General features: G+C 58.8%; 16 protein-coding genes. 8 read left to right on the plus strand and 8 right to left on the minus strand.

What is annotated here, in order from left to right; all coding sequences use genetic code 11:
* Positions 1–9 precede the first annotated feature (9 nt).
* Complete coding sequence (locus H1B37_RS03370; RefSeq protein WP_182865193.1) at positions 10–1,365, plus strand: sulfatase family protein; 1,356 nt, start codon at positions 10–12, stop codon at positions 1,363–1,365.
* A gap of 89 nt (positions 1,366–1,454) precedes the next feature.
* Here the strand turns inward: H1B37_RS03370 and H1B37_RS03375 are convergent, their stop codons facing one another.
* From H1B37_RS03375 to H1B37_RS03395, 5 genes are all read right to left on the minus strand, one after another.
* A complete protein-coding gene (locus H1B37_RS03375; RefSeq protein ID WP_182865194.1) occupies positions 1,455–2,144 on the minus strand; it encodes a metallophosphoesterase family protein in 690 nt (229 codons plus the stop codon).
* A gap of 102 nt (positions 2,145–2,246) precedes the next feature.
* Positions 2,247–3,860 (minus strand): ribulokinase, encoded by a 1,614-nt coding sequence (locus tag H1B37_RS03380; protein ID WP_182865195.1) that lies wholly within the window; start codon positions 3,858–3,860, stop codon positions 2,247–2,249.
* A 306-nt stretch (positions 3,861–4,166) separates the two neighbouring features.
* The gene (locus tag H1B37_RS03385) at positions 4,167–5,495 is read right to left on the minus strand and encodes a sigma-54-dependent transcriptional regulator (RefSeq protein WP_220498010.1); all 1,329 of its coding nucleotides are present in this window, start codon (positions 5,493–5,495) and stop codon (positions 4,167–4,169) included.
* A gap of 63 nt (positions 5,496–5,558) precedes the next feature.
* Positions 5,559–6,884, minus strand: coding sequence for a sensor histidine kinase (locus H1B37_RS03390; protein WP_182865196.1), 1,326 nt, complete (start codon positions 6,882–6,884; stop codon positions 5,559–5,561).
* 54 nt (positions 6,885–6,938) lie between these two features.
* Positions 6,939–7,790: a DUF2202 domain-containing protein gene (locus H1B37_RS03395; RefSeq protein ID WP_182865197.1), complete on the minus strand. Its 852-nt coding sequence runs from the start codon at positions 7,788–7,790 to the stop codon at positions 6,939–6,941.
* 420 nt (positions 7,791–8,210) lie between these two features.
* Here H1B37_RS03395 and H1B37_RS03400 point away from each other — a divergent pair, with 420 nt between their 5' ends.
* Positions 8,211–9,095: a hypothetical protein gene (locus H1B37_RS03400; protein ID WP_182865198.1), complete on the plus strand. Its 885-nt coding sequence runs from the start codon at positions 8,211–8,213 to the stop codon at positions 9,093–9,095.
* Here the strand turns inward: H1B37_RS03400 and H1B37_RS03405 are convergent.
* Positions 9,019–10,422: a Gfo/Idh/MocA family protein gene (locus H1B37_RS03405; RefSeq protein ID WP_182865199.1), complete on the minus strand. Its 1,404-nt coding sequence runs from the start codon at positions 10,420–10,422 to the stop codon at positions 9,019–9,021. The genes H1B37_RS03400 and H1B37_RS03405 overlap by 77 nt on opposite strands.
* A 252-nt stretch (positions 10,423–10,674) precedes the next feature.
* Here H1B37_RS03405 and H1B37_RS03410 point away from each other — a divergent pair, with 252 nt between their 5' ends.
* Positions 10,675–11,271, plus strand: a complete 597-nt coding sequence (locus H1B37_RS03410; protein WP_286177364.1) for a c-type heme family protein — start codon at positions 10,675–10,677, stop codon at positions 11,269–11,271.
* Here H1B37_RS03410 and H1B37_RS03415 read toward each other — a convergent pair.
* Positions 11,243–12,895 (minus strand): alkaline phosphatase, encoded by a 1,653-nt coding sequence (locus H1B37_RS03415; RefSeq protein WP_286177365.1) that lies wholly within the window; start codon positions 12,893–12,895, stop codon positions 11,243–11,245. The two genes, H1B37_RS03410 and H1B37_RS03415, sit on opposite strands and share 29 nt — an antisense overlap.
* 210 nt (positions 12,896–13,105) lie before the next feature.
* Here H1B37_RS03415 and H1B37_RS03420 point away from each other — a divergent pair, with 210 nt between their 5' ends.
* From H1B37_RS03420 to H1B37_RS03440, 5 genes are all read left to right on the plus strand, one after another.
* Positions 13,106–13,669, plus strand: a complete 564-nt coding sequence (locus H1B37_RS03420; protein ID WP_182865201.1) for a methanogen output domain 1-containing protein — start codon at positions 13,106–13,108, stop codon at positions 13,667–13,669.
* Positions 13,635–15,707, plus strand: coding sequence for a hybrid sensor histidine kinase/response regulator (locus tag H1B37_RS03425; RefSeq protein WP_182865202.1), 2,073 nt, complete (start codon positions 13,635–13,637; stop codon positions 15,705–15,707). Before H1B37_RS03420 ends, H1B37_RS03425 begins: the two co-directional genes overlap by 35 nt.
* Positions 15,708–15,886: 179 nt before the next feature.
* Positions 15,887–16,738: an RHS repeat-associated core domain-containing protein gene (locus H1B37_RS03430; RefSeq protein ID WP_182865203.1), complete on the plus strand. Its 852-nt coding sequence runs from the start codon at positions 15,887–15,889 to the stop codon at positions 16,736–16,738.
* Positions 16,739–18,135: 1,397 nt separating this feature from the next.
* A complete protein-coding gene (locus tag H1B37_RS03435) occupies positions 18,136–18,540 on the plus strand; it encodes a tyrosine-type recombinase/integrase (RefSeq protein ID WP_182865204.1) in 405 nt (134 codons plus the stop codon).
* Between the two features lie 134 nt (positions 18,541–18,674).
* On the plus strand, positions 18,675–19,538 hold the full coding sequence (locus tag H1B37_RS03440) for an Rpn family recombination-promoting nuclease/putative transposase (RefSeq protein ID WP_182865205.1): 864 nt from the start codon (positions 18,675–18,677) through the stop codon (positions 19,536–19,538).
* Positions 19,539–19,946: 408 nt separating this feature from the next.
* Here the strand turns inward: H1B37_RS03440 and H1B37_RS03445 are convergent, their stop codons facing one another.
* Positions 19,947–21,269, minus strand: coding sequence for a hypothetical protein (locus tag H1B37_RS03445; protein WP_182865206.1), 1,323 nt, complete (start codon positions 21,267–21,269; stop codon positions 19,947–19,949).
* Positions 21,270–21,358: the final 89 nt, after the last annotated feature.

Here is a 21,358-nt window from a genome sequence, read left to right on the forward strand (position 1 = left end):
CGTCCCACCATGAAACGTTCCCCTGTGCGACTGAGTCTAATTCTGTTTTCCGCAGCCGTCTTGTTCTGCTCGGTTGCGGTCGCGAAACCATCATCGCCGAACATCATCTTGATTTTCGTCGATGACATGGGCTACGGCGATCTGGCCTGTTACGGAAACCCGACGAACAAGACGCCGAACATCGACCGGATGGCCGCGGCGGGCCAGCGTTGGACGAGTTTCTACTCCTCCGGTTCCACCTGCGTCCCGAGCCGAAAAGGATTGATGAGCGGTCGGCACCCGGTCTTCATCCCGCGTCAGGCGAACGGATTGAAAGATGATCGCGGCGCATTGATGCCCGCGATGCTCAAACGTCAAGGCTACGCGACGGCGATCCTCGGCAAGTGGCACCTGGCCGGATACCCCAAAGACTTCACCGTCGACCCGATGCACCCGTTGGAATGCGGATTCGATGATCACTATGGAACGCCCGGCAGCAACGATGTGCCGCCGCCGCCGGGAAAGAAGCAGACACGCGAGGTCTTTGATACCTGTGACAAGTTTTCGTTCCCTGTGCCGCTGATCCGGGGGCGAGAGATCGTCGAATTCCCCGTCAATCAGGAACTCTTGACACGGCGATACACGCAAGAGGCGGTCAAGTGGATCGAGAGTAAGAAGGACGAACGTTTCTTTTTGTACTTGGCCCACAACATGCCGCACGCGCCGATCTTTGCCTCGCCGGAGTTTCAAAACAAGAGTGCCGGTGGACGGTTCGGCGATGTCGTCGAAGAGATTGATTGGTCGGTCGGCGAAGTCGTCGATGCGGTTCGGCGGTCGGGAATCGAAAAAGAAACGTTGATCATCTTCACCAGCGACAACGGACCCTGGACTTGTTTCGGGCCGCACGGTGGAACCGCCGGGCCATTGCGCGGTGAGAAAGCGACGACCTGGGAAGGCGGCCAGCGAGTCCCGGCGATCTTTTATTGGCCCGGGACGATCCAACCGGCGACCGTGGATGGGATCGCCGCGAACCTGGATTTGTACGCTACGTTTGCGGCCCTGACCGGTGGTGGTCAACCGACTGACAAGCCCGGTTATATTTCGACCGATTTGACTCCGACACTGCTCGACGAGGCACCGAGCCCACGGAAAACTTGGGCCTACCATCAAAATGCCTATCGCTCGGGCCGCTACAAAATCCATGTTGCGAGCACTCTGCCGACCGATCCGATCACGCGGCGCCGGCGACCCGTGACGCGGTACGAAACGCCACTGTTGTTTGATCTGGAATCGGACCTGGGCGAACAAACTGATGTTGCCGAGCAACACCCTGACGTCGTTGCACGATTGCTGAGTGAGATGAAAGCGTTTCACGGCAACGAATAGCACACCATGCCAGCGGAGGCGTCAGCGAGCGGCCCGTGATCAATCCCACTTCCAACACCTACCACTGGCTCACTAAATCGACAGCCCGCTTACGCCCGTTCCCGCTGCGACGCACACGGCCCTTGGTCTAACCAAAACCCCCGCATGTCGCCTTGCTCATTGGCCTGCCAACAGTATCCGGCGTCGACGTCCAAACAGGTCAGCCAGCCGCCTCGGCAAGCCGCTGTGTCGATGCAAACGGCGTGACCCATATCCAACGGAATCCCATTTCGCTGCGGGGTGTGCCCACAAACCATCACGCGCCCCGATCGATGGGGCGCCCGCTCGGCCTCCCGTTCCCAGTAAAGCATGTAGCTGGGTTGCTCCTCCAAGTCCATTTCGGGATAGGCATTGGCGTGCACAAAGAAGTGATTCTTGCCGATGTGATAGGCGACAAGTTCGCTGGCCACAAACTCCCAATGTCGCTCCGGAATCTGTTCCGCGTGGTCGACGCCATAGGAGTCCAGGACCGCATCACCGCCACAGGACAACCATTCTTGATGGCGGTCGTCCGATCGCCGGGCGGCCAGCATCATCAGTTCATGATTGCCGCGCAGCGCGATCAACCCTTCGCCCTTCCGATCCATCATCCAATCCAACACGCTGCGGGTGTCGGGCCCCCGGTCAACGAAATCCCCCAACACGACGATCCGGTCGCCAGCCGTCATCTTGGCGGCCGCTTCCAACGCTTTCAGCGACTGGTAGCAACCGTGAATGTCTCCGATCGCCAATGTACGCATTTCTGCTCTTCCAACCCTGACTCGCTCCAGCGCAACCCGTCCATCGACGGACAAGCAATGGTGATAACAATTTCGCCGCCCGCGATCAAAGCCAAATCGCACCTACAACGATCGGATCGCTTCGGCCAGGTTTCGATATTGGCGATACAGATCGTGATAGCTCGCCTGGTTCTCAAGATTCGGCTTCACGATCTTCTTTTCCGATTCCGGCACACCGGCCATCGCACGTGCCGCATCGGCGACATTTGCAAACCCACTTTTCGACGGACCGGCCGCGATCATTCCCAGGACCGCCGCCCCGATCGCGGGGCCTTGCTCGGACGGATGGACTTCGACCTCGCTGCCCAACACATCGGCATAGACCTGAACGATGGCCGGGTTGTGGTGCGGCAAACCTCCGCTGGCAACGAAGCGTTCCACCGGAATTCCGCCTTCGCGAAGCACGTCGACGATCCAACGCACGCCAAACGCCGATGCTTCCAGCAACGCCCGGTACATGTGTGCCGGCGTCGTCGCCAGCGTCAATCCGCTGAACGCGCCTTTGACCGCCCCGTCCATCAACGGCGTGCGACAGCCATTCATCCAATCCAGACACATCACGCCTTCGGCACCCGGTGGCAAGGCGATCGCGTCTCGGCCGAGTTTCTCAAAGGAATCCAGGTTCAACAATTTCAACAACCACGCGAAAGCGTCTCCGACCGCAGCCTGTCCGGTTTCATAGCCGAACAGCCCCGGCAAGATGCCTCCCTCGACGATCCCCGCGACACCGTCGACCGGCTTGCCCTCGGTCGCATTGAGCATGTGGCAACTGCTGGTCCCCATCACCATCACCAGCGTTCCCGGCTGGGCCTCACCAACGCCCGGCACGGCCGAATGGGCGTCGATGGTGGCCGCGGCGACCGCGATCCCCGCGGGCAAACCCAGCCGATCGGCAAGTTCGTCGCACAGCGTTCCGGCCAACTGCCCAGGCGACAACATTCGTCCGGGCATCTTGTCGCGCGCCGCTTCGGCCAGTTTCGGATCCACGGCGGCGAAGTAATCGTCCGACGCATACCCGGACTCCGCCGACCACAATGCCTTGTATCCGGCCTGGCAAGTGGAACGCGGCAAGGCGGCGGCCTCGCCGCCGACCAATTGCCAGACAAACCAATCGCCGGCTTCGATCCAAACTTCGGCGGCCTCGGCGACGTCGGGCGCTTTTTCGATCGTTTCCAGCAATTTTGGAAAGAACCATTCCAATCCGATTGTTCCGCCATATCGGTCCATGAACCGCTCGCTACGCTCTTTGGCGATCCGATTCATCCGCTCGGTTTGTTCGATCGCACCGTGATGTTTCCACAATTTCGGCCACGCCAGTGGCGTCTGTCGAAATCGATCCAACTCACACAGCGGCGTGCCGTCGGCGCAGGTCGGCAGCATCGTGCAACTGGTAAAGTCGACTCCGATCCCGACGACGCGGTCCACGTCGATCCCCGAACGCTCGATGGCGTTGCGTATCGCTTCGGCCGCCGATTCGATCCAATCAGCGGGGTGTTGCAACGCAAAGTGCGTCGGTAGCGTCTCGCCGCTGGTCGGCAGGGTGTCGGTGATTTGCCCATGACGGTAGGTACTTTCATAGACAGCCAACTCGCTCCCGTTGCGGTCAACGAGCACGGCGCGCACCGTCTCAGTTCCAAAATCCAGTCCCAACGCAACAGGTTCATTTACAGCGGTCATCGGTTTCCAGTCGATCAAGCTCCGAATGCGGCGTCATCCCAGACAATCGGTGTGCGCCAGACGGCCGACAGTCTAACAAGCTGACCGCGGCGAGACGACGGGCACCGTTCGGTTTCCGGGGCGTGGACGAGGCGACGGGGCCTCTTGGATTGCAAACTGCGAGGCCCCTTCGCATCGTCGAATACCGTTGCCCGGAATGTTCAGGCGAAGATTGCCGAGCCGATGTAGCTACCTTCGCCAGAACGTGGATCCCCGGTGCCAGCCACGCTCTGGCGAGCGTAGCTACATCATCGTGGCGTTGTCCAGCTAGGCTTCCATGTCGCGCAGCTTATAGATCAGTGCGCGGCGGCTGATCCCCAGCACCTTCGCCGCCCGGGTGCGGTTTCCATCACATTCTTCCAAGGTCGCCAGGATCGTCGCCCGCTCGACTTGTGATAAACGTCCCGCGTCGGGGATTTCCGCGCGCCGGTCGACCGCCATTTTCGCCGGCAGATGCTCGGGCAGAATCACGTCGCCTTGGCAAAGTAAACAGGCGCGTTGCATGGCATTTCGCAGCTCACGCACGTTTCCGCTCCACGGGTGAGCGAGCATGGCGCGGGAGGCTTGGGGCGAGAATCGGACTTGACGATTGGCGAATTGGCTGGCGAAGTGTTTGGCCAACGGCAGAATGTCTTCGCGTCGCTCTGCCAGCGGCGGAACGATCAGTTCAACGACGTTCAACCGATAATACAAATCCTCGCGAAACCGTCCTTCTTGCACTTCATCCTGCAAGTTGCGGTTGGTCGCGGCGATCAAACGAGTGTCGACTTCGATCGGCCGGTCCGCTCCGACCGGAGTGACCTGATGGGTTTCCAATGCGCGCAGCAATTTCGGTTGCATCTCCAAAGGCATTTCACCAATCTCGTCCAAAAACAGGCTGCCGCCATTGGCCGATCGAAACAATCCCAAGCGGTTGTCCGAGGCGCCCGTGAAGGCGCCTTTGACGTGTCCGAACAGTTCGCTTTCCACCAAGGTCGCCGACAGCCCGGCGCAATTGGTCGTCACGATCGGATGGTCCGCGCGGTGACTCCACTGGTGAATCAATGTTGCGATCCACTCTTTCCCCGACCCACTCTGCCCCTGAATCAGGATCGGTGCGTCCGAAGGGGCGACCACCGCGATCGTCTCGATCAGCCCCCGCATCGCGCTGCTCTCGTAGATGAAATCCGCCGGCAACTCCGGCAGCGACGGCTTGTTGCCATCGGATGCGTCCGATCGCATGCCCAGCGTATCGAACACCAACACCTTCAGCTCTTCCAAATCGATCGGTTTGGACAAGTAGTCGTCGGCGCCTCGCTTGACCGCCTCGACCGCTTGCCGAACGTCGGCAAACGCCGTGATCAACACCACCGGAACGGTGGGCAATTGTTGACGGATCGCCGGAAGCGCATCGATGCCACTTTGTTCGGGCAATCGCACGTCCAACAGAATCATGTCCGGTCGGCGCTGTGGGAAAATCGCAAGCATCGCTTCGGCCGAATCCGCTTCAAGGACCTCCATTCCGTGGCGTTGCAAGAAACCGCCGATCAGTTCGCGTTGGGCCGGTTCGTCGTCGACGACCATGATCACCGGCCGGTCCGGCATGACTTTGCTCATGACGTCGCCGCCAAGACAAGAACCTTCGATGGTAAATGTTGTCGATTCATGCTATTTCCCACTTCATGCGGCTCGGATTCCATCGATCCAAAACACGCTGCCGCCCGGTCGGACGCCCGCTTCTTCGCCGGCTCGGTAGCCGACATCCCAATCATGCGCGATCGCGATGCGACGAACAATCGACAATCCAAGCCCGGTTCCGCCGGGTCGGCGCGAGACATACGGTTCGAACAGACTCTCCACGATCTGTTCGGAGGCCCCCGGCCCCTGATCGGCGACTTCGATGCGAAACCGACCGTCGCCGGACGGACACAGCGAAAGTCTAATCGTGCTGTGATCGGGTGCAAAGGCGATCGCGTTCTGCAGCAAATTGAACAACACTTGTCGCAGCTGGTCACGATCGGCTTGAATCGCTCGGGGATCGTCCAAGCCCGCCGTTTGAAGTTCCAATCCGCTCGCGTCCAGGTCCGGCTGCAACAGCAACTGCAACTCCTCGATCAATTCCTCCAGCGACACCGCGCCAAGTTGGACGTCGGCCTGGCGGGCAAACGCAAGAAACTGATTGATTCGGGCGGTCACACGGTCACATTCCTCGATGACCGCTTCGGCCTGGGCCTGTTGATCCGGTTGCGGCAATCCCGCGTCGGCCAAACGCTGCGTCCAACCGCGAATCAACCCCAACGGGTTGCGAGTTTCATGGGCCAGTCCCGCCGCCGCTTGTCCCAGTTCACGAAGATGCCGCGTTTCCGCAGTCAACAATCGTGTCTTTCCTTCCGATTGGGCAAGCCGAACCGTGAATTGCCATACGGCTCCGATGGCGACCAACAACAGCGTCCCAAGAACAAAGATCAGGATCCTGTTTCGCGCTTCCAGATAGAACTGTGCGGTGGTTGCGGTGCGATCGAGAACGATGATCGATCGAAATGATTCTGTGTCTCGCGAGACTTTCGCAGCGCCGAAGCCTCCCATCATCGGCGGGTCGTTGGTCATTTCGAATTCATGCACCAGATGAAGCGTCTCACCGACGACATGTTCCCCGACGGGCAAATCGAACACGATCCGTTCTTCATCGCCCGTCACGTAGGCCTGATCCAGGTCTCCACCCGCGACCACAGCGATCGCGATCACATTGGTCGAGCGGGCCAATGTTTCCAGCGTCGAAGGAAGTTGTGCTTGGACGAACGGGCTGAACCAACGGTGTGAGACGATCGAATTGCTCACCGCCGTGGCAAGCGCTTCGCCCTGGGAAGACAGCGTGGCGTGGATCAGCCGGCATTGGTGCACGTGTTCGGCGCGTTGCCACACGGCAAACATCACCCACAGTGCAACCAAAAACACGATGCCGACGATCCGCGGCCGGGGAATTCGTTTTGGATGCGTCGGCTGCATGGTTGCGTTGGTCGTGTCGGCGATGGGCGTTGCGTTGATGATATTGATTGTACGTCACCGCCTCGGGCCGCCACCGGATCCTCGCCGGCCACCGCCTGATGCGTTTCCACTCCCCTGGCCGGGCCCCCGTCCGGCCCGGCCACGGCCTTTACCGCCATCGCCTTGTCCACTGCCACCGCCCCGTCCATTGCCACCGGATCTCGCGATCGCATCGAATTCTTCTTGGGTCAAGAACTGTGCCTGATAATCACCGCCCTGATTCGCGATCTGTGACGCGAACGCACGCAAATGGTTCCGCGATCCGTTCATCAGCTGCATCAATACCTGATGCGATTGAGGATTTGCCGAGGAGGACATCAATCGTTTCAGATCCGCAATATCCATCTCTTCGATCTTCGCGCCGACCTTCAAGGCGTCCAGCGGACTACGGCTGCCTTCGTTGACCAGCGTTTGATAGAGCTGTTGGTATTCTGGTGTCACAAACACTCCCGGCGTCTGACTCGATCGATTTCGAGTCGTCCCGCTTCCGCCCATCAGCCGTGCCACGGCCTGCATGTGCTGGTTCTCAGAGCGGGAGATGTTCTGAAACACACGTTGGTTCGACGTCGAAGCCAATTTTGCGTAGACGTCCCGCGCAAGTTTTTCCTCCTCCCACAAACGGACCAGATCGATCGAGTTCGCGATATCGCCATCCAACTGCGTGGCTTGGCGGCCCCGATTGGATGATTGCGAAAACCCGCTGCCCGGTGATCCCGATCGTGATTGAAGCCCCGCTCCTTGAGTACCACGCCCAAAGCCGCTCCCTTGGCCGGCTCCACCTCGTCCCCTGCGTTGTTGCGCCTCGGCGCACAGCGGCAACGCCGCGAGGACCATCAATGCCGACAGACCAATGAGTAACCGTTTCATGACTTCACCTCAGTTGATTGATTGATTCGTTGTCGGATGGTGAAGCAAATCCAATGCCGCGACACGCCGCGAACAGCTGAAACACTTCAATCTCGCCAATCATCAAAGCGTGCGGGGCGGTTGGTCGGTCCAAGGCATGCAACCAATGCACGCTTCCGGCGGGTTGCCCCTGCAATTTTTGCACACCCCATCGGTCCCATCCGCCCTCTGTTTCTAGCCCCGCAATCACCGCAAAATTCGTTGGCCAATTGTTTTTCCAGCAATCGCTTCGACATTCACACTGGTTCGATCGGATTCCACCCGCAATGGACTTGCCACTTCACCGCTTGGATCGAAAACGGCACGCGACTTGCCATGGTGATCATTGCAACCATCCACTGTGGCTCCGCTCGACGGGGCAAATACGAAAAGGAACCCCCGATGAAGAATCTTGTATGGCTGTCCGTCACTTTGACGTTGTTGATCGTGTTGGCCGCAGTCTTGACAGACTCGCCCGCCGAAAATCCAGGCTCTCCCGCTGCCGACGAAACTCCTCAGGCGGGCGCACCGTGTTGTTCCAGCCAGAGCGGTTGTTCAAACGAAACCTGTGCCACCGACACGGCACCGAACCAGCAGACCAAAGCGGCATGTTGTTTGGCCGCGAAAGACGCGGCGTTGTCCGACGCAGCGAAGACGGACGCCCCGTCCTGTCAGTTTTGTTCCGGCGACCAGTGCCCCCAGGAATGCAAGGACTGCGCTGATGCGAGGAAAAACCAAACCGCGGTCGCCAAGCAACCGATGCAAGCCAGAGGCAAGGGGATGATGATGCGGGGCCGGCACGGCCACGACGCACAACACGACATCGACCACGAAGATTTCTTCTTCCTGATTGAACACAAAGACACGATTCGGCGAACCGTCAAGAATCTGCCCGACGGGATCGAAACGCTGACCGAATCCGATGACAAAGACGTCGCGGCACGCATCCAAAAACACGTCGAATCGATGTATGACCGCATGGAGAACGTCAACCCGATCCGCATGCGTGATCCGCTGTTCCGCGAGATCTTTGCCAACGCGAAAAAGATCACGATGGATGTGGAGCATACCGAGCAAGGCGTCCTGGTGAGGGAAACCTCCAAGGATCCCTATGTCGTCAAATTGCTCCAAGAGCACGCCAAGGTCGTTTCCCTGTTCATCAAAAACGGGTATTCCGAACTGCCCAAGAACCACGCCCCACCGAAGCCCCTCATCCCACAAACGGATGCTGCCAAGGGGCGCGATAGTCGCGACGGAGCATCGCAGTCGCTTCCTGGTCCCCGATGACCCGTTGGTTCTTTGGATCGTATTGCAGCGGCCGGCCGCCCAGCCGCATCGACAGGTTGGCCAAGATGCAGCTGGCCGTCGATATGTGGCCTTCTTCGATATCCGCCACCGGACGACTGCGGTCTTCGATCGCCTTCAGAAAATCGAGCATGTGGAGACGTGTTGCCGGTGCGGCGTTCAGTTCAATGTCCTTTTCGGTCAGGTCTTCCGGGTACTTTTCACGTTCAAAGAAACAGTCAAAGTGGATCGGTTGGGCGCGTTTGTCTTGCGGGATAAAGTCAGCCCGCATCGTACTGGCCTTTAATGTCCCCTTTTCGCCATAGATGAATAACGCCCAGGGATAGTCGGGATCGGTCGGCGAGCCCCAGGTGCGGTGGGTCCACTGGGCGTTGAAGTCGTCGAATTCGAAAGTCGCCGATTGGGTGTCCGCGATGTTCGACTTGCCTTCGGTTTGGACCAAGATGCCACCGGTCGATGTAATCCGGCTGGGCCAGCCCAGGCCCAACATCCAGCGGGCCGTGTCCAGCATGTGGACACACATGTCGCCCATGATGCCGTTGCCGTACTCGGTAAAGGTGCGCCACCAGCGTTTGTGCGGCAACCCGTCATACGGCCGCATCGGCGCCGGACCGGTCCACATCTCGTAATCCAGATGATCGGGCACGGGCATCACGTCCGGATTCCCGTTGGCCCGCATGTGATAGTAGCAACACATCTCGACGTGACCGATTTTGCCCAACAATCCCGCCTGGACGACTTGTTTTTTGACATCGATCAAGTGCGGCGTGCTTTTTCGTTGCGTGCCGACTTGGACGACGCGACCCAGCCGTCGCGCCGCAGCGACCATCGCTTCGCCCTCCAGCACATCGACGCTGATCGGTTTTTGAACGTAGACATCCGCACCGGATTCCATCGCCGCGATCGCTTGCAAGGCATGCCAATGATCCGGCGTCCCGATCACGACGATGTCCAATCGGTTTTCGGCAAGCATCTTGCGGTAATCGACATAGGTTGACGGCTTGTTGCCGGATTTCTGTCGTTCGCTGGCGATCTGCACCGCTTCATCGAGCATCTTTTGGTCGGGATCGCAGATGCAGACGACTTCGACCGGTGCCACCTGAATCAATCGCCACAGATCGCTCTTGCCATACCAGCCGGCACCGATCAACCCGACTCGCTTGACCGGCCCGTCGGCCGCCGCAAAGGCGTTAACGCCCAGTGTCCCGGCAGCGATCGACGCCGCACCGGCTTGAAGCACACGGCGCCGCGCGATTCCGGTGGTTGCCGCGCCCGCGGTGGATTGATCCGAAGGGGTTTCTTGACGCATCGTCCTGGCTCCTCGTTGAACGCTTCCCATTGATTTCTCAAAACCGACCCGGCCCATTATACGTGTTCGCTGCCGGTTCAAGGCGTTCGACTCACTGGGGCCCGACGGATCCGAATCAACTGGCAATGTTGACATCTCGTTAGCTGGCGATATAAATGCAGTGAAAGCCTGCGATCCTCAATGGCACTGCGACACCAACACGGTCAAGGAGACGCTTTGAAAGTGAAGACGTCGAAGCTAAACAGATGGACGTTGACGACACCGAGCGTGTGGATTTCCGCCGCCGCCTTGCTCGCCGGGACCACACTCGGTTGCACGGCAAAACAACCCGAACCGACGAGCGAAGCCTCCGCCGAACCGGAGGTTCGGATCGTTCAGGGGGCGACGCCGAGTGAAGATGCCAAAGCGACGATGCTTGCCGCCAAGGACGCGTTGTTCACGCGGCTGTCCGGTCGTCTGATGGAAGCGATGGCGGACACGGGGCCAGCAGGGGCGATCGAAGTCTGCAGCCGGGAAGCGGTGACGATCGCCAATGAAGTGGGCGCCGAACATGGGGTTCGGATCGGACGTACCGGCGTTCGGATTCGCAACCCCGCCAATCAGCCTCCGTCGTGGGCAACGGCTTTGGTCGAGCAAAAAGTCGACATGCCCGTGTTCGCCGTCTTGTCCGACGAAACGGCTGCGGCCTTGTTACCGATCAAGCTGCAGATGCAGTGCGTGATGTGCCACGGCCCGAAGGAACAAATCGCGCCGGACGTTCAGTCGCAACTCGCCAAATTATATCCCGATGACCAAGCGACCGGGTTTCGCGAAGGCGAGCTCAGGGGTTGGTTTTGGGTCCAGCGATGAGTGCTTCGGGACGCTCCAGTTGAAAGTAGTGCCCGTGGTCGGCGGTCAGGATCAGCACGGTTTCGTCCCAGCCGCCATGTTGCTCGATCCATGTGACGACATCGGCAAAGGCATCGTCGCCGCTGTGGACCGCACCGATGGAGTTGTCGATGTTGTTGGAATGGTTTGCCCAGTCGACGTCGCCGGATTCGATCATCAACCACCATTGATCCGAGCGGGCATCGAGCACGTCCAAGGCGGCGATCGCCATCTCGCTCAATTGAACGTTCTCACGCAAGTCGGCTTCACTGTAGACCTCGGCCGCTTCGGGCGTCGGGTTGCCGAAACTGATCACCGGGTTGTAGTTCCCGTCGGCGGTGCGAAACGGCAGGTGTCCGCCCTGGACGCCGAAGTAGCCGAACAATCGCTCTCCGCTGGTTACGACTCGGGCGACCGCGTTTTTCAATACTTCGCTGCCACGCGTCCCGGGCGTACGCTGGGCGACCACGTACCGGCCTCCATTGGCCACATCGATTTTCGCCAGATCATCTCTGGTGAGGTATCGATTCCCGGGCACAAAGTTTTCACCCTGGGAACCGTCCTTCTCCTTATCCGTTCCCCAGCCGCCACCGATCAACACGTCGACGCCCGACAAACCGCCGGGATGATAGCTGGACGGGATCCCGACCAGGTCGCGCGTCAGGTCTTGGTAATCGCTGCGATGCACGTTGCTCGCGTACGCGCAGGCGGGCGTGGCGTGGCTGATCGGAACGCTGGTGACCACGCCGACGGCAAAGTCCTGCTGCTGCAGCGTGCGTGCGATCGGCAGCACTTCGCGGCCCAGCGGATCGACGTTGATCGCACCGTTGTACGTCTTGATGCCCGACGTCATGGAAGTCGCCGAGGAGGCGGAGTCGGTGAAGGCGTGTTTGGTCTGCTTGCTCTTGCCGATCGGATAGTCGGCGTCGGTGATCGGTTCCCAAGGCGCGGCGCCGCACAAGGCGGGGTCGTAACCACCCGGCACCGTGCCGCCGATCGACGTGACGGTTTGCTTGTCGACGTTGACGTTGGTTCCATCGTTGTGCGGGCTGGTGACAAAAAAACCGAAGTCCGTCGTCGTTCCCCGATAATCTTGAAACGCCAATCCGTCGCCACGCCCGCTTGCATACGTGACTTTGCCCTGTTTCGCGATCGCAGCGGCCCGCGTCGTGTCCCAGTCCATACCGTCAAAAACGAACAGGATGATCCGCTTCTTGCCGGACTCCAGGGCCGACAGTTGCAGCCGATGAACATCGGTCTGGTCAAAGTAGTCCGCTTCAGGATTGTGCGTTTTCTCGGGGATTTGGCCGTACAGATTTTCCAACACCGCACGGTCGCGGTAAACGCTGTTTTCCCCGGAAACCGACTTCAGGTCGATTCCAAAGGTGTAAATCGGAATCAGCCGATTGCTGTGGTTTTTCCAGCTCGAGTAGGTGTCCGGATTTGGCCCCCAATGTCCCCAGTCGGATTGATTGGTTCGCACGGCCTGCTCTTGCAACGTGGCAATCGCGTCGGGCATCTGCCCCGTGCATGGGAAACCGGTAATCGCCAGGGCAATGATCGCGCCCAGCGGCAAACAGCGTCGGGAGTGAAAGTGCATCGACATCTCAGGCAGAATCGATCCGTCGTAAACGGTTTCGGTGGGCGAAGGTGGGGGGGAAGGGAGGCGGGATCGGCAGCCGCCACGCGTACCAACGGTGACGGCGCCGAAGGGGATATCTTAACCGAGTCGATCGAGAATGATAGCGAGCGCGACGCGGGAACGGTAAGATGGAACGCAGCGTCCATTGACGTGACCTATCGACGCGAGGGGACCATGAACCAGAAACCGCCGCTTCCGGTAATCCACCGCCTTCCGGTCGATCTCGATCGCGACAACTTCATGCGAACGTTGTTGCGAGAGCTCTCAGGCACGCTGCAGGACGTCGTCGGGTTGGACGAAGCCGCCGGGTTCGTTTCCATCGTCGGCCAGCGAATGGGGGAACGGATCAACCAGATCTATCGCGAACAGGCCTTCCGAGACCGATTCACCGCCGGCCAAGTGGGCGAGGTGTTGGTCGACCTGAAACGGCGGATCGAAGGTGATTTTTATATCATTTCCCAAGACGACGAAAAGATCGTGCTGGGCAACCGCGTCTGCCCCTTCGGGGACAAAGTCCGCGACCGACCCGCGCTGTGCATGATGACCTCCAACGTCTTTGGCGTGATTGCGTCTACGAATCTCGGTTACGCCAAAGTTGTGATCGAGCAGGCGATCGCCCGTGGCGATTCCGGGTGTCGCGTGGTGGTGTACTTAAAACCGACGGCCGAATCCGATGCCGCCGACGGGCGCGAGTATTTTGGCGATGACACTGATTCGGGTGATACCATTGACGCCTGAATCGTTCGAAGCGTTGGCATCCACACTCGGCGACCCGCTCGTGTTGCTCTCACCCGGTGGCGTCATCGTCGGCGCCAATCGTCTGGCGGTCCAGGCCATGGGGCGGCAGAAAAAATCCGACGTGCTGCAACACCGATTACAGGACTTTGTGGCCCAACCGCACGCTGATCTGGACGAATGGTTCCGTCTGGCCAGGCGAACCACCGAGGGCACACTCGGCACACTCAAGTTTCAGTGCCGAGACCAACCGCTGCGTGCGAGCGCCCATCGTATCAACAACGGGACCAGCTACTTCCTATTGTTACGTCTGCAGGAGCATGCCGCTGCGTTGAAACAATTCACGGCATTGAACGAGAAAGTCCAGCAGTTGCATCGCGAGGTTTCACGCAGGCGAATCGTCGAAGCACAGCTTCGCATCGAACGCGACATCGCAGCTTTCGGACGTGACATCGGGCTGGCACTTGTCGGGAACCATGATCTTGACAATTCATTGCAAGACTGTACGGAATTGATGGTCCGGCAACTCGATGGTGCGCTGGCCAGAATCTGGTTGGCCAACGAAGAAGGCACGTCGCTGAACTTGGTCGCCAGCAGCGGTCTGTACACCCATCTGGATGGAACACACGGCTGCATCCGGTTCGGAGACTACAAGATCGGGCGCATCGCTCAAGAGCAGCGAGCACACATCACCAACGACGTCCTCTCCGATCCGGCGATTCACGACAAGGATTGGGCCCGGCGTGAAGGGATCGTTGCGTTCGTCGGGTATCCGTTGGTTGACGGACACACTACGGTCGGCGTAATCGGCATGTTCGCCCGTCGCGTCTTAAGCGAGTCGGTGTCCACCGCAATGGGGTCGGTCGCCAACAGCATCGCGCTGCGAATTCGCAAGCAAGCGATTCAAGACGGGTTGGCCAAACAAACTCAGGCACTCAAGGAAGCCGATCGGCGGAAAGATGAGTTTCTGGCAATGCTGTCGCACGAACTTCGCAACCCGCTTGCACCGGTTCGTTCGGGACTGGACTTGCTGTCACTTTCGGAGACCCAGCATCGCGACACCATCGCAATGATGCAGCGGCAAATCGAACATCTGGTCCGACTGGTCGATGATCTGCTGGATGTTTCCCGGATCATGTTGGGAAAAGTCGAACTGCGAAAGCAACCCGTCGCGCTCGCCTCGCTGATCGCACAAGCCCATGACACGTTGCGGGAAACGATGGAAACCGAAGGGCACCACTTTGAAATCAACATGCCCTGCGAACCGATTTGGATCAACGCCGATTCGGTGCGGATCATTCAGGTGATTGAGAACCTGTTAAAAAACGCCTGCAAGTACACCGATCCCGGTGGCGAGATTTCCATCAATGTCGACAGCGACGGGAATCGAGTGACCCTGGCCGTCAAAGACAACGGGATCGGGATCGACAGTGATTTGCTGCCCCAGGTGTTCGATCTGTTCACTCAGGCCGATCGCGCGCTCGATCGCGCCCAAGGCGGGCTCGGGATCGGCCTGACGCTGACCAAAAACCTGGTGGAAATGCATCGCGGTTCAATCCACGTCTGCAGCGCGGGGCTGGGGCGCGGCACGACCTTCACGCTCAACCTGCCGACCTGTGTCGCACCGACCGCCGATTCCGGCGCCGCGGTGCAAACCCATCTGCCGGCCGACGCGCCGCTTCGGATTCTGGCCGTCGACGACAACCGTGCGGCGCGTTTCATGATGGAAAAACTGCTCGAGAAACTGGGCCCCCACGAAGTCAAGACGGCCGGCGATGGCCCCTCGGCGATCAAGCTGTTTGTTGAATTCCAGCCGGAGTTGGTCTTCATGGACATCGGGTTGCCAGGACAAGACGGGTACGAAATCGCACGCCAGATCCGGCAACTCGAAACCGGGACGCCTTGCAGGCTGGTCGCATTGACCGGTTATGGACAACAAGACGATCGCGAAAAATCGAAACAAGCCGGCTTCGACGAACACCTGGTCAAACCACCCGGCATCGACCAAATTCGCGAACTGCTCGCAAGCCCCCGAGTGTAAAACCGTCGCCTCCAGCTGTTCCTCCTGACCGCACGCGACGTCCAATGCATGACTGAGCGATTTGGCAGCCAACTCGGCTTCTCTCCCCCAGGGAGAGACGGCGTTTTCGCAGTGAGCAAACGCCAGAGAGGGTCCGTCGCTCTTCCACCGACTCCAGCCAAGAAAACGCCCCCCGCGAAATGGTCGCCCTCAAAACGATCGACTACACCTTCGGACACGATGAGATCGCCCAGCGAATCGTAACCGACGACGGCCAAGGTACGACGGACGAAACCCACGTCTTCGGTCATGACGGCCACGGTAGCGTCCGAGTCCTCTACGACTTAGCGGCAACCGCCGCGACCATCGCCCAAGTCTTCACCTTTGCCCCCTACGGCGAGATAATCGCGTTACACGGTCCTACTGCCAACTCCCTCTCTCCCACCTCCCGACTTTCTTCCCTCGGCTACTCCGGCGAACACTTCGACGCCAAGGCCCAGCAGCAATATCTCCGCGCCCGCTTCTACGACCCAGCGAATGGAAGGTTCAACCGACTGGATCCGTTTGCGGGCAACATGCAGGACCCGCAGTCGCTGCATAAGTACGCCTATGTCCATGGGGATCCGATACAGGGTGTAGATCCGACGGGCCTGGAAGTTGAGCCGTATGACGAATTTGACTTTTTAACTCCAGGCGGCAAAGGCATGTCTGCCCATCGCCATTTCTCGCACTGGGTGGAACGACGTTACGGAAAAACGAATGTTGGAAAGACGATCGGGACTCTGGTTCCAGGTATGTTTTCGCCTGGTGACCATCGGCGAGGCCTGAAGCCCGATTATGTTGATACGTCCATGCAAAGATACTACGAGCTTAAGCCGGTAACGCACAGCAACAGCGTGCCACTCCAGACTCTTGACTACTTGGACCAAATGCCAGAATACGACACTCACCTTCCCCCAAAGGATTACTTCCGTGGGTTATCGGCATCTGTGATTCCGCACCAAACTGGAGGGTATTTCAAGACGAAACAAAGGGGACGGGGGTTGAATTGACACACGAACCTGATGATCAAGCGGCGGACGATTGACATGAACACAGGACCCTGTCGATTTCCGCCGCAACGAAGGGCCCGCCAGATTTTCTGCCGCTGGCGGTCACGATGACCGCCGATGTCTTTGGCACGATGCCGGACCGCGCACCTCCACCCACGAAAGAACGCCGTAGGCACGGCGGGTAGGATGCCCGTCGATTGAAACCCGTCGGGGACAGGATGTCCGTCGGAGAGCGATGGCAGGAAGCGGGGGAGAAAGAGGGGGAGTTGGGAGTGGAGAAGTTGGGAGAATGGGAGTGATGATGGTGGCGGCGTGAAGGAGCGGGCCATCGTTCGACGACCGGAGTGAGGGAGGGACCGACCGAGTGGAGCCGACGGTTGACGAAGGCGATACCAGCGACCAAAGGATGAGGGTAGCGCCGAGCGAGGTGAGGCGGTAGGGCTTTAGGCGTTAGGCTTTTAGGTCGGACACACCATCACCCGTGAATACAAGACTACTCCGAGCGAGGATCGCCGTAGCCGACGGCGGAGCCCCGATAAGAACAGACGAGGCACGAAGCCGAGTCCGCATCTAGAAGGGCGCAAGTGACCGCGCGGGAGCCTCAGGCGACCAAGCTGGGAACGAGACACCCCACCCCACTCGATCCGGCAGCTTGTCTGTCCGGCCAAAGCCTGCTGCAAATTACCGACAGGCTCTCGGGCCGCTCGATGGTCTCTTCGCACCGCCAAACCCCGTCAACACACGAAGCGACTCTTCCCCCACGTTTTTTGCCTTTCGCCGAGCCGGACTGACGCCGTCACCGGTACCCTGCGGCGTGAGTCCGAGAGAAGGCGAGAGGCGAAAAACGCGCTCGTGCGATCGTTAACACCAAGTGCGTTGACTTTACCGATTGATCCCGAAGCGGTTTTCGGGCTTCCGTGGCGGTTGACCGACTACCTCGTTGACAAGCAGGAGAATCTGTCGCGTCATCAGGGCAGAGCACCACGGCGGGCCTTTCCAACTCGTCGCTCGCCGCTCGCGACTCGCCACTTTCTCTCACGTCAGCCCTGAGACACGCAGATTCACCGGACCCAATCAATGACCATGACATCGATCCCATCGGTTATCCCCGAAGACTTCAACGGCAACCTCACGGCATCCTCGGCCGCCGTATCGACCGCAAAGCCAAGGCCGACGACATCACCATCGGCGAAGGGACGCTGCGAGCGTCGGTCATCGGGTGCGGAACTGAGCCGGTGGCGCTCGCCACGGTTTCAGCAGGAGGCACAACCACGAAATACTCGAATCACACGAAGGCTCAACAGGACGATTCACTGTAGATTGAAAACGATTCAATCACCTTCATCCGTGATGATGGCCGTTACCGAGTTTGCGGGCTCGAACGGAACAACAACACTATGATACTGAAAGTCAACATCCTGGCATCGCGCGAGGACCTTGTTCACCTCGACGCGATCCTTGCCGTTTCCGACACCACCCAACCGTTCGGTATCCGCAAGCGAGCGATCCTGGAAACGTTCTACTCGTCAGCGATCCGCGCCAGCGAACTGTCAACGGTGTCGCTGCACGACATCGACCGCGACCGCAAACTGCTGGTCATCGGTCACGGCAAAGGCGACAAGCCTCGCTGGTCGCCAATCAGCACCACGGCGTTCGCTTGGATCGACCGTCGCATCAATGAAGTCCGCCCAGCCAACGCTCGCTCAATCAGCGGCAGCTATTTGTTCCTCGGCCAACGAAAGCCTGCAAACGACGCAACGTTACCCCCATGTCACACTCGGTCACTTGCGAAAAATGTATGACCACACGCATCCGGATGGCGACAAACCATCGAAGAATGACGATTCCAATCCATGATTGACCTACCGCCTGGACACAGGCTCGCGAATTGGCGAGCCTATTTCGTCCCGAATGTCTCCCCTTCGAGGGTCTCCCGATGCCGCTAGGAATCCGCCCAACTGTCGACTTCGTTTTCAAACTTCTCTTTGGAAGTCTTGAGAACACAGACTTGCTGATTCATCTCCTCAACGCAGTGCTCCAGTCGGTGTACCCGATCGAGGAAGTGGAAATCCTCAATCCGTATAACGACAAGATGTTCGAGGATGACAAGCTGTCGATCGTCGACGTCAAAGCACGAGATTCCGCTGGTGCGTGGTACGTGATCGAGGTGCAAACGACTATTCCAGGCGAACTCCGTAATCGACTCGTTTTCTATACAGCCGAGCTTTTCTCGCGGCAAATGAACGAAGGGACGACATATGGGGAGCTTCGTCCGGCGATCAGTATCTGCTTTATGACCGAGCCCCTGTTCAAGGAAGTCAAATTCGGCCATCTCCGGTTCGCCCTGCACGACGCCGCCCATTCACTGACCTTCGGTGACCAAATTCAGCTACACCTGATCCAATTATCAAAGTATCATGTGGATGTGGCAGATCTCGCGGATGCCGACGCTTTCGAGCGTTGGGTGTACTTTCTGACAGAGTCTCAAAACCGAGATCCCGACGAACTACGGCAACTGCTTCCCGATGCGGCCTTTTGCAAAGCAACGGAGATCCTGGAAATGATCGCCAAAAGCCCCGAACTACGCCTGATCTACGACGACCGAGCCAAAGAGGCGAAGGATCGATTCTCGGAGCTTGAGGACGCTAAGACACAAGGCAAGCTAATTGGACAAATTCAATTCGCTCAGCGGATGTTAGGTAAAAACGTCGCTGCGGACTCCGAACTCGGGTCATGCGAGATTAGTAATCTCCGGCGTATTTTGGCCGATCTCGAATCACAATTTCCGAATCGTGGATAGCGGACAGCCGTTCTCGCGTGCCACCGCGCGAACCAAGAACCGGTTACTGCGATTCAAGAGTTCGTTGTAGTCAGTTCTCTCTCATCGGAAGTGAAAAAGGGGACGGGGGTTGATTGAATGTGATCAAGCGGCCGACGACTGGCTTGACCATGGGGCCGAGTCCATTCCGCCGCGGTGGATCGCAGGAAAACGCACGTAGCGGGTTAGCCGTTGGCGAATGAGCTGCTTGCCAGAATAACCAAGCCCGCTCCGGGTTGCGCTTGATCACGTTGTCGAAGCACTCGCATTCTGTCTCGCATCAATATTCGGGTAGGCGGTCGTGGACGACGGGAGGAGTCCCCGCGAGCATACAAGCCGTATGGACGCGTCGCCGCGTCCACGACCAGGAAGCGGAGTTGTGGCGGAGTGCTAGTTCGTCACGGCGGCACCAGGCGTTTTGGAATGCGCGTTTTGCGGGAAGTCGAAGGTCAACACGAGCGGTACGGTACCCGTGTTCTCGATTTCCACCCCGCCGCCGGAAAGCGCCGCCTGAGTGATGAATCCGATCTCGGGATAGATCTCACCAAGAATCATGTCTTGGTGATATCGCACCTCGAGTTTTCCGACACGGCCACTTCCGCCGTTAGTGTGGAACAGCGCGGGACTCTCGGGACAAAAATTCGTCTTCCCGCCAGGTTCGACGGTGAGTCGCAGAATCGAGCACTTTTGATCGCCCAGGAAATCACCGTAGACGATCCACTTGGCGTCAACACCGTCGCCGCTGAATTCTTCGGCGGTGATTGCCGGACGCGAATTCTTCAGGACGAAGTCCGGGTCCTGGTTGGCTTGGAAGTCGAGCTTTTCCACCAGGTACTCCCAGTCTTCGTGCCGGTCCTTCGGATAATCCTCTTCCCTGCATGCATAGAACGCATCGGCTGCTCCGATACGTCCGTCAAGGGTCAGGTCCTCGGCCAGGAAGTGTTCATCCATCGTGACATGCAGCTCGTGCGTGCAGAGGTCCGTGGGCGAGTGCAGCACACCGTTCGGCATCACGAAGCCGTTGTCGATGTGCATCATCGTGTGCGGCGACAAATGCCGAACACCGTTGTACTCGCCTTTTCCGAAACGCTTCATGCAGGCAAGAAACTGCTCCTTCGTCACGAATGAGTACAACCCCATTGCCGTCGTGTGATAGTGCGACGCACTGACACCGGGATTGTCGAATGAATTGATGTCATAGACTTCCCATTTCGACCAGTGAAGGTGGTGCGGGATCGGGTTCAGATTGTCGAACTTCTTTGACACGATCGGCCAAGTCGGATCGCCGAACAGCGATTTCGAAAAGGCCGTCATCTTCTCACCCATGACAGCATCGGGATTGGCGACGATCAAATCCTGCAGCGAGATGACTTGCCCATTCGGAGTGAGGACGTGTGATTCGCCTTCGCGAAACGGTGCCTTGTTCGTGCGCGTATCGATGACACCGGTCACGATGGGCACCGTGCAGCACATCCACAGTTCATCAAGCCCCGTCCCGCCCATGTAGTCGGGATAGTACGATTTGGCATCAAGGCGAAGTCGTTTGCCTGGCGTGCAAAAGGTTCTGCCGGCGTAACGGTGCAGAAGCTGCAACACGCCGCCGTGACTGTTCAGGCAGTCATCCAGGATCGAAGCCGATTCTCCGCCGGCGCCGTCGATTACATCTTGCTGGGGATACTCGTGCAGTTTTTCCGCGAGAATTGACGAAGCCATGAAAGATGCACCTCAATGAGATCGGGATAAGGGTACCGGTTCCAAGGAACGCCCTGGAGTGGTGGCGGGAATTATGACACGCTCCTGGC

The sequence above is a fragment of the Stieleria mannarensis genome, from assembly GCF_014154935.1.
Classification (GTDB): Bacteria; Planctomycetota; Planctomycetia; order Pirellulales; family Pirellulaceae; genus Stieleria; species Stieleria mannarensis.

Bases quoted from the DNA above. Each gene is read 5' to 3' on its own strand.
- H1B37_RS03370 (WP_182865193.1), top strand. From the start codon at position 10: ATGAAACGTTCCCCTGTGCGACTGAGTCTAATTCTGTTTTCCGCAGCC.
- H1B37_RS03390 (WP_182865196.1), bottom strand. From the start codon at position 6,884: ATGCAGCCGACGCATCCAAAACGAATTCCCCGGCCGCGGATCGTCGGC.
- H1B37_RS03445 (WP_182865206.1), bottom strand. From the start codon at position 21,269: ATGGCTTCGTCAATTCTCGCGGAAAAACTGCACGAGTATCCCCAGCAA.
- H1B37_RS03420 (WP_182865201.1), top strand. From the start codon at position 13,106: ATGAACCAGAAACCGCCGCTTCCGGTAATCCACCGCCTTCCGGTCGAT.
- H1B37_RS03380 (WP_182865195.1), bottom strand. From the start codon at position 3,860: ATGACCGCTGTAAATGAACCTGTTGCGTTGGGACTGGATTTTGGAACT.
- H1B37_RS03385 (WP_220498010.1), bottom strand. From the start codon at position 5,495: ATGAGCAAAGTCATGCCGGACCGGCCGGTGATCATGGTCGTCGACGAC.
- H1B37_RS03440 (WP_182865205.1), top strand. From the start codon at position 18,675: ATGCCGCTAGGAATCCGCCCAACTGTCGACTTCGTTTTCAAACTTCTC.
- H1B37_RS03395 (WP_182865197.1), bottom strand. From the start codon at position 7,790: ATGAAACGGTTACTCATTGGTCTGTCGGCATTGATGGTCCTCGCGGCG.
- H1B37_RS03400 (WP_182865198.1), top strand. From the start codon at position 8,211: ATGAAGAATCTTGTATGGCTGTCCGTCACTTTGACGTTGTTGATCGTG.
- H1B37_RS03425 (WP_182865202.1), top strand. From the start codon at position 13,635: ATGACACTGATTCGGGTGATACCATTGACGCCTGAATCGTTCGAAGCG.
- H1B37_RS03430 (WP_182865203.1), top strand. From the start codon at position 15,887: ATGGTCGCCCTCAAAACGATCGACTACACCTTCGGACACGATGAGATC.
- H1B37_RS03405 (WP_182865199.1), bottom strand. From the start codon at position 10,422: ATGCGTCAAGAAACCCCTTCGGATCAATCCACCGCGGGCGCGGCAACC.
- H1B37_RS03435 (WP_182865204.1), top strand. From the start codon at position 18,136: ATGATACTGAAAGTCAACATCCTGGCATCGCGCGAGGACCTTGTTCAC.
- H1B37_RS03375 (WP_182865194.1), bottom strand. From the start codon at position 2,144: ATGCGTACATTGGCGATCGGAGACATTCACGGTTGCTACCAGTCGCTG.
- H1B37_RS03415 (WP_286177365.1), bottom strand. From the start codon at position 12,895: ATGTCGATGCACTTTCACTCCCGACGCTGTTTGCCGCTGGGCGCGATC.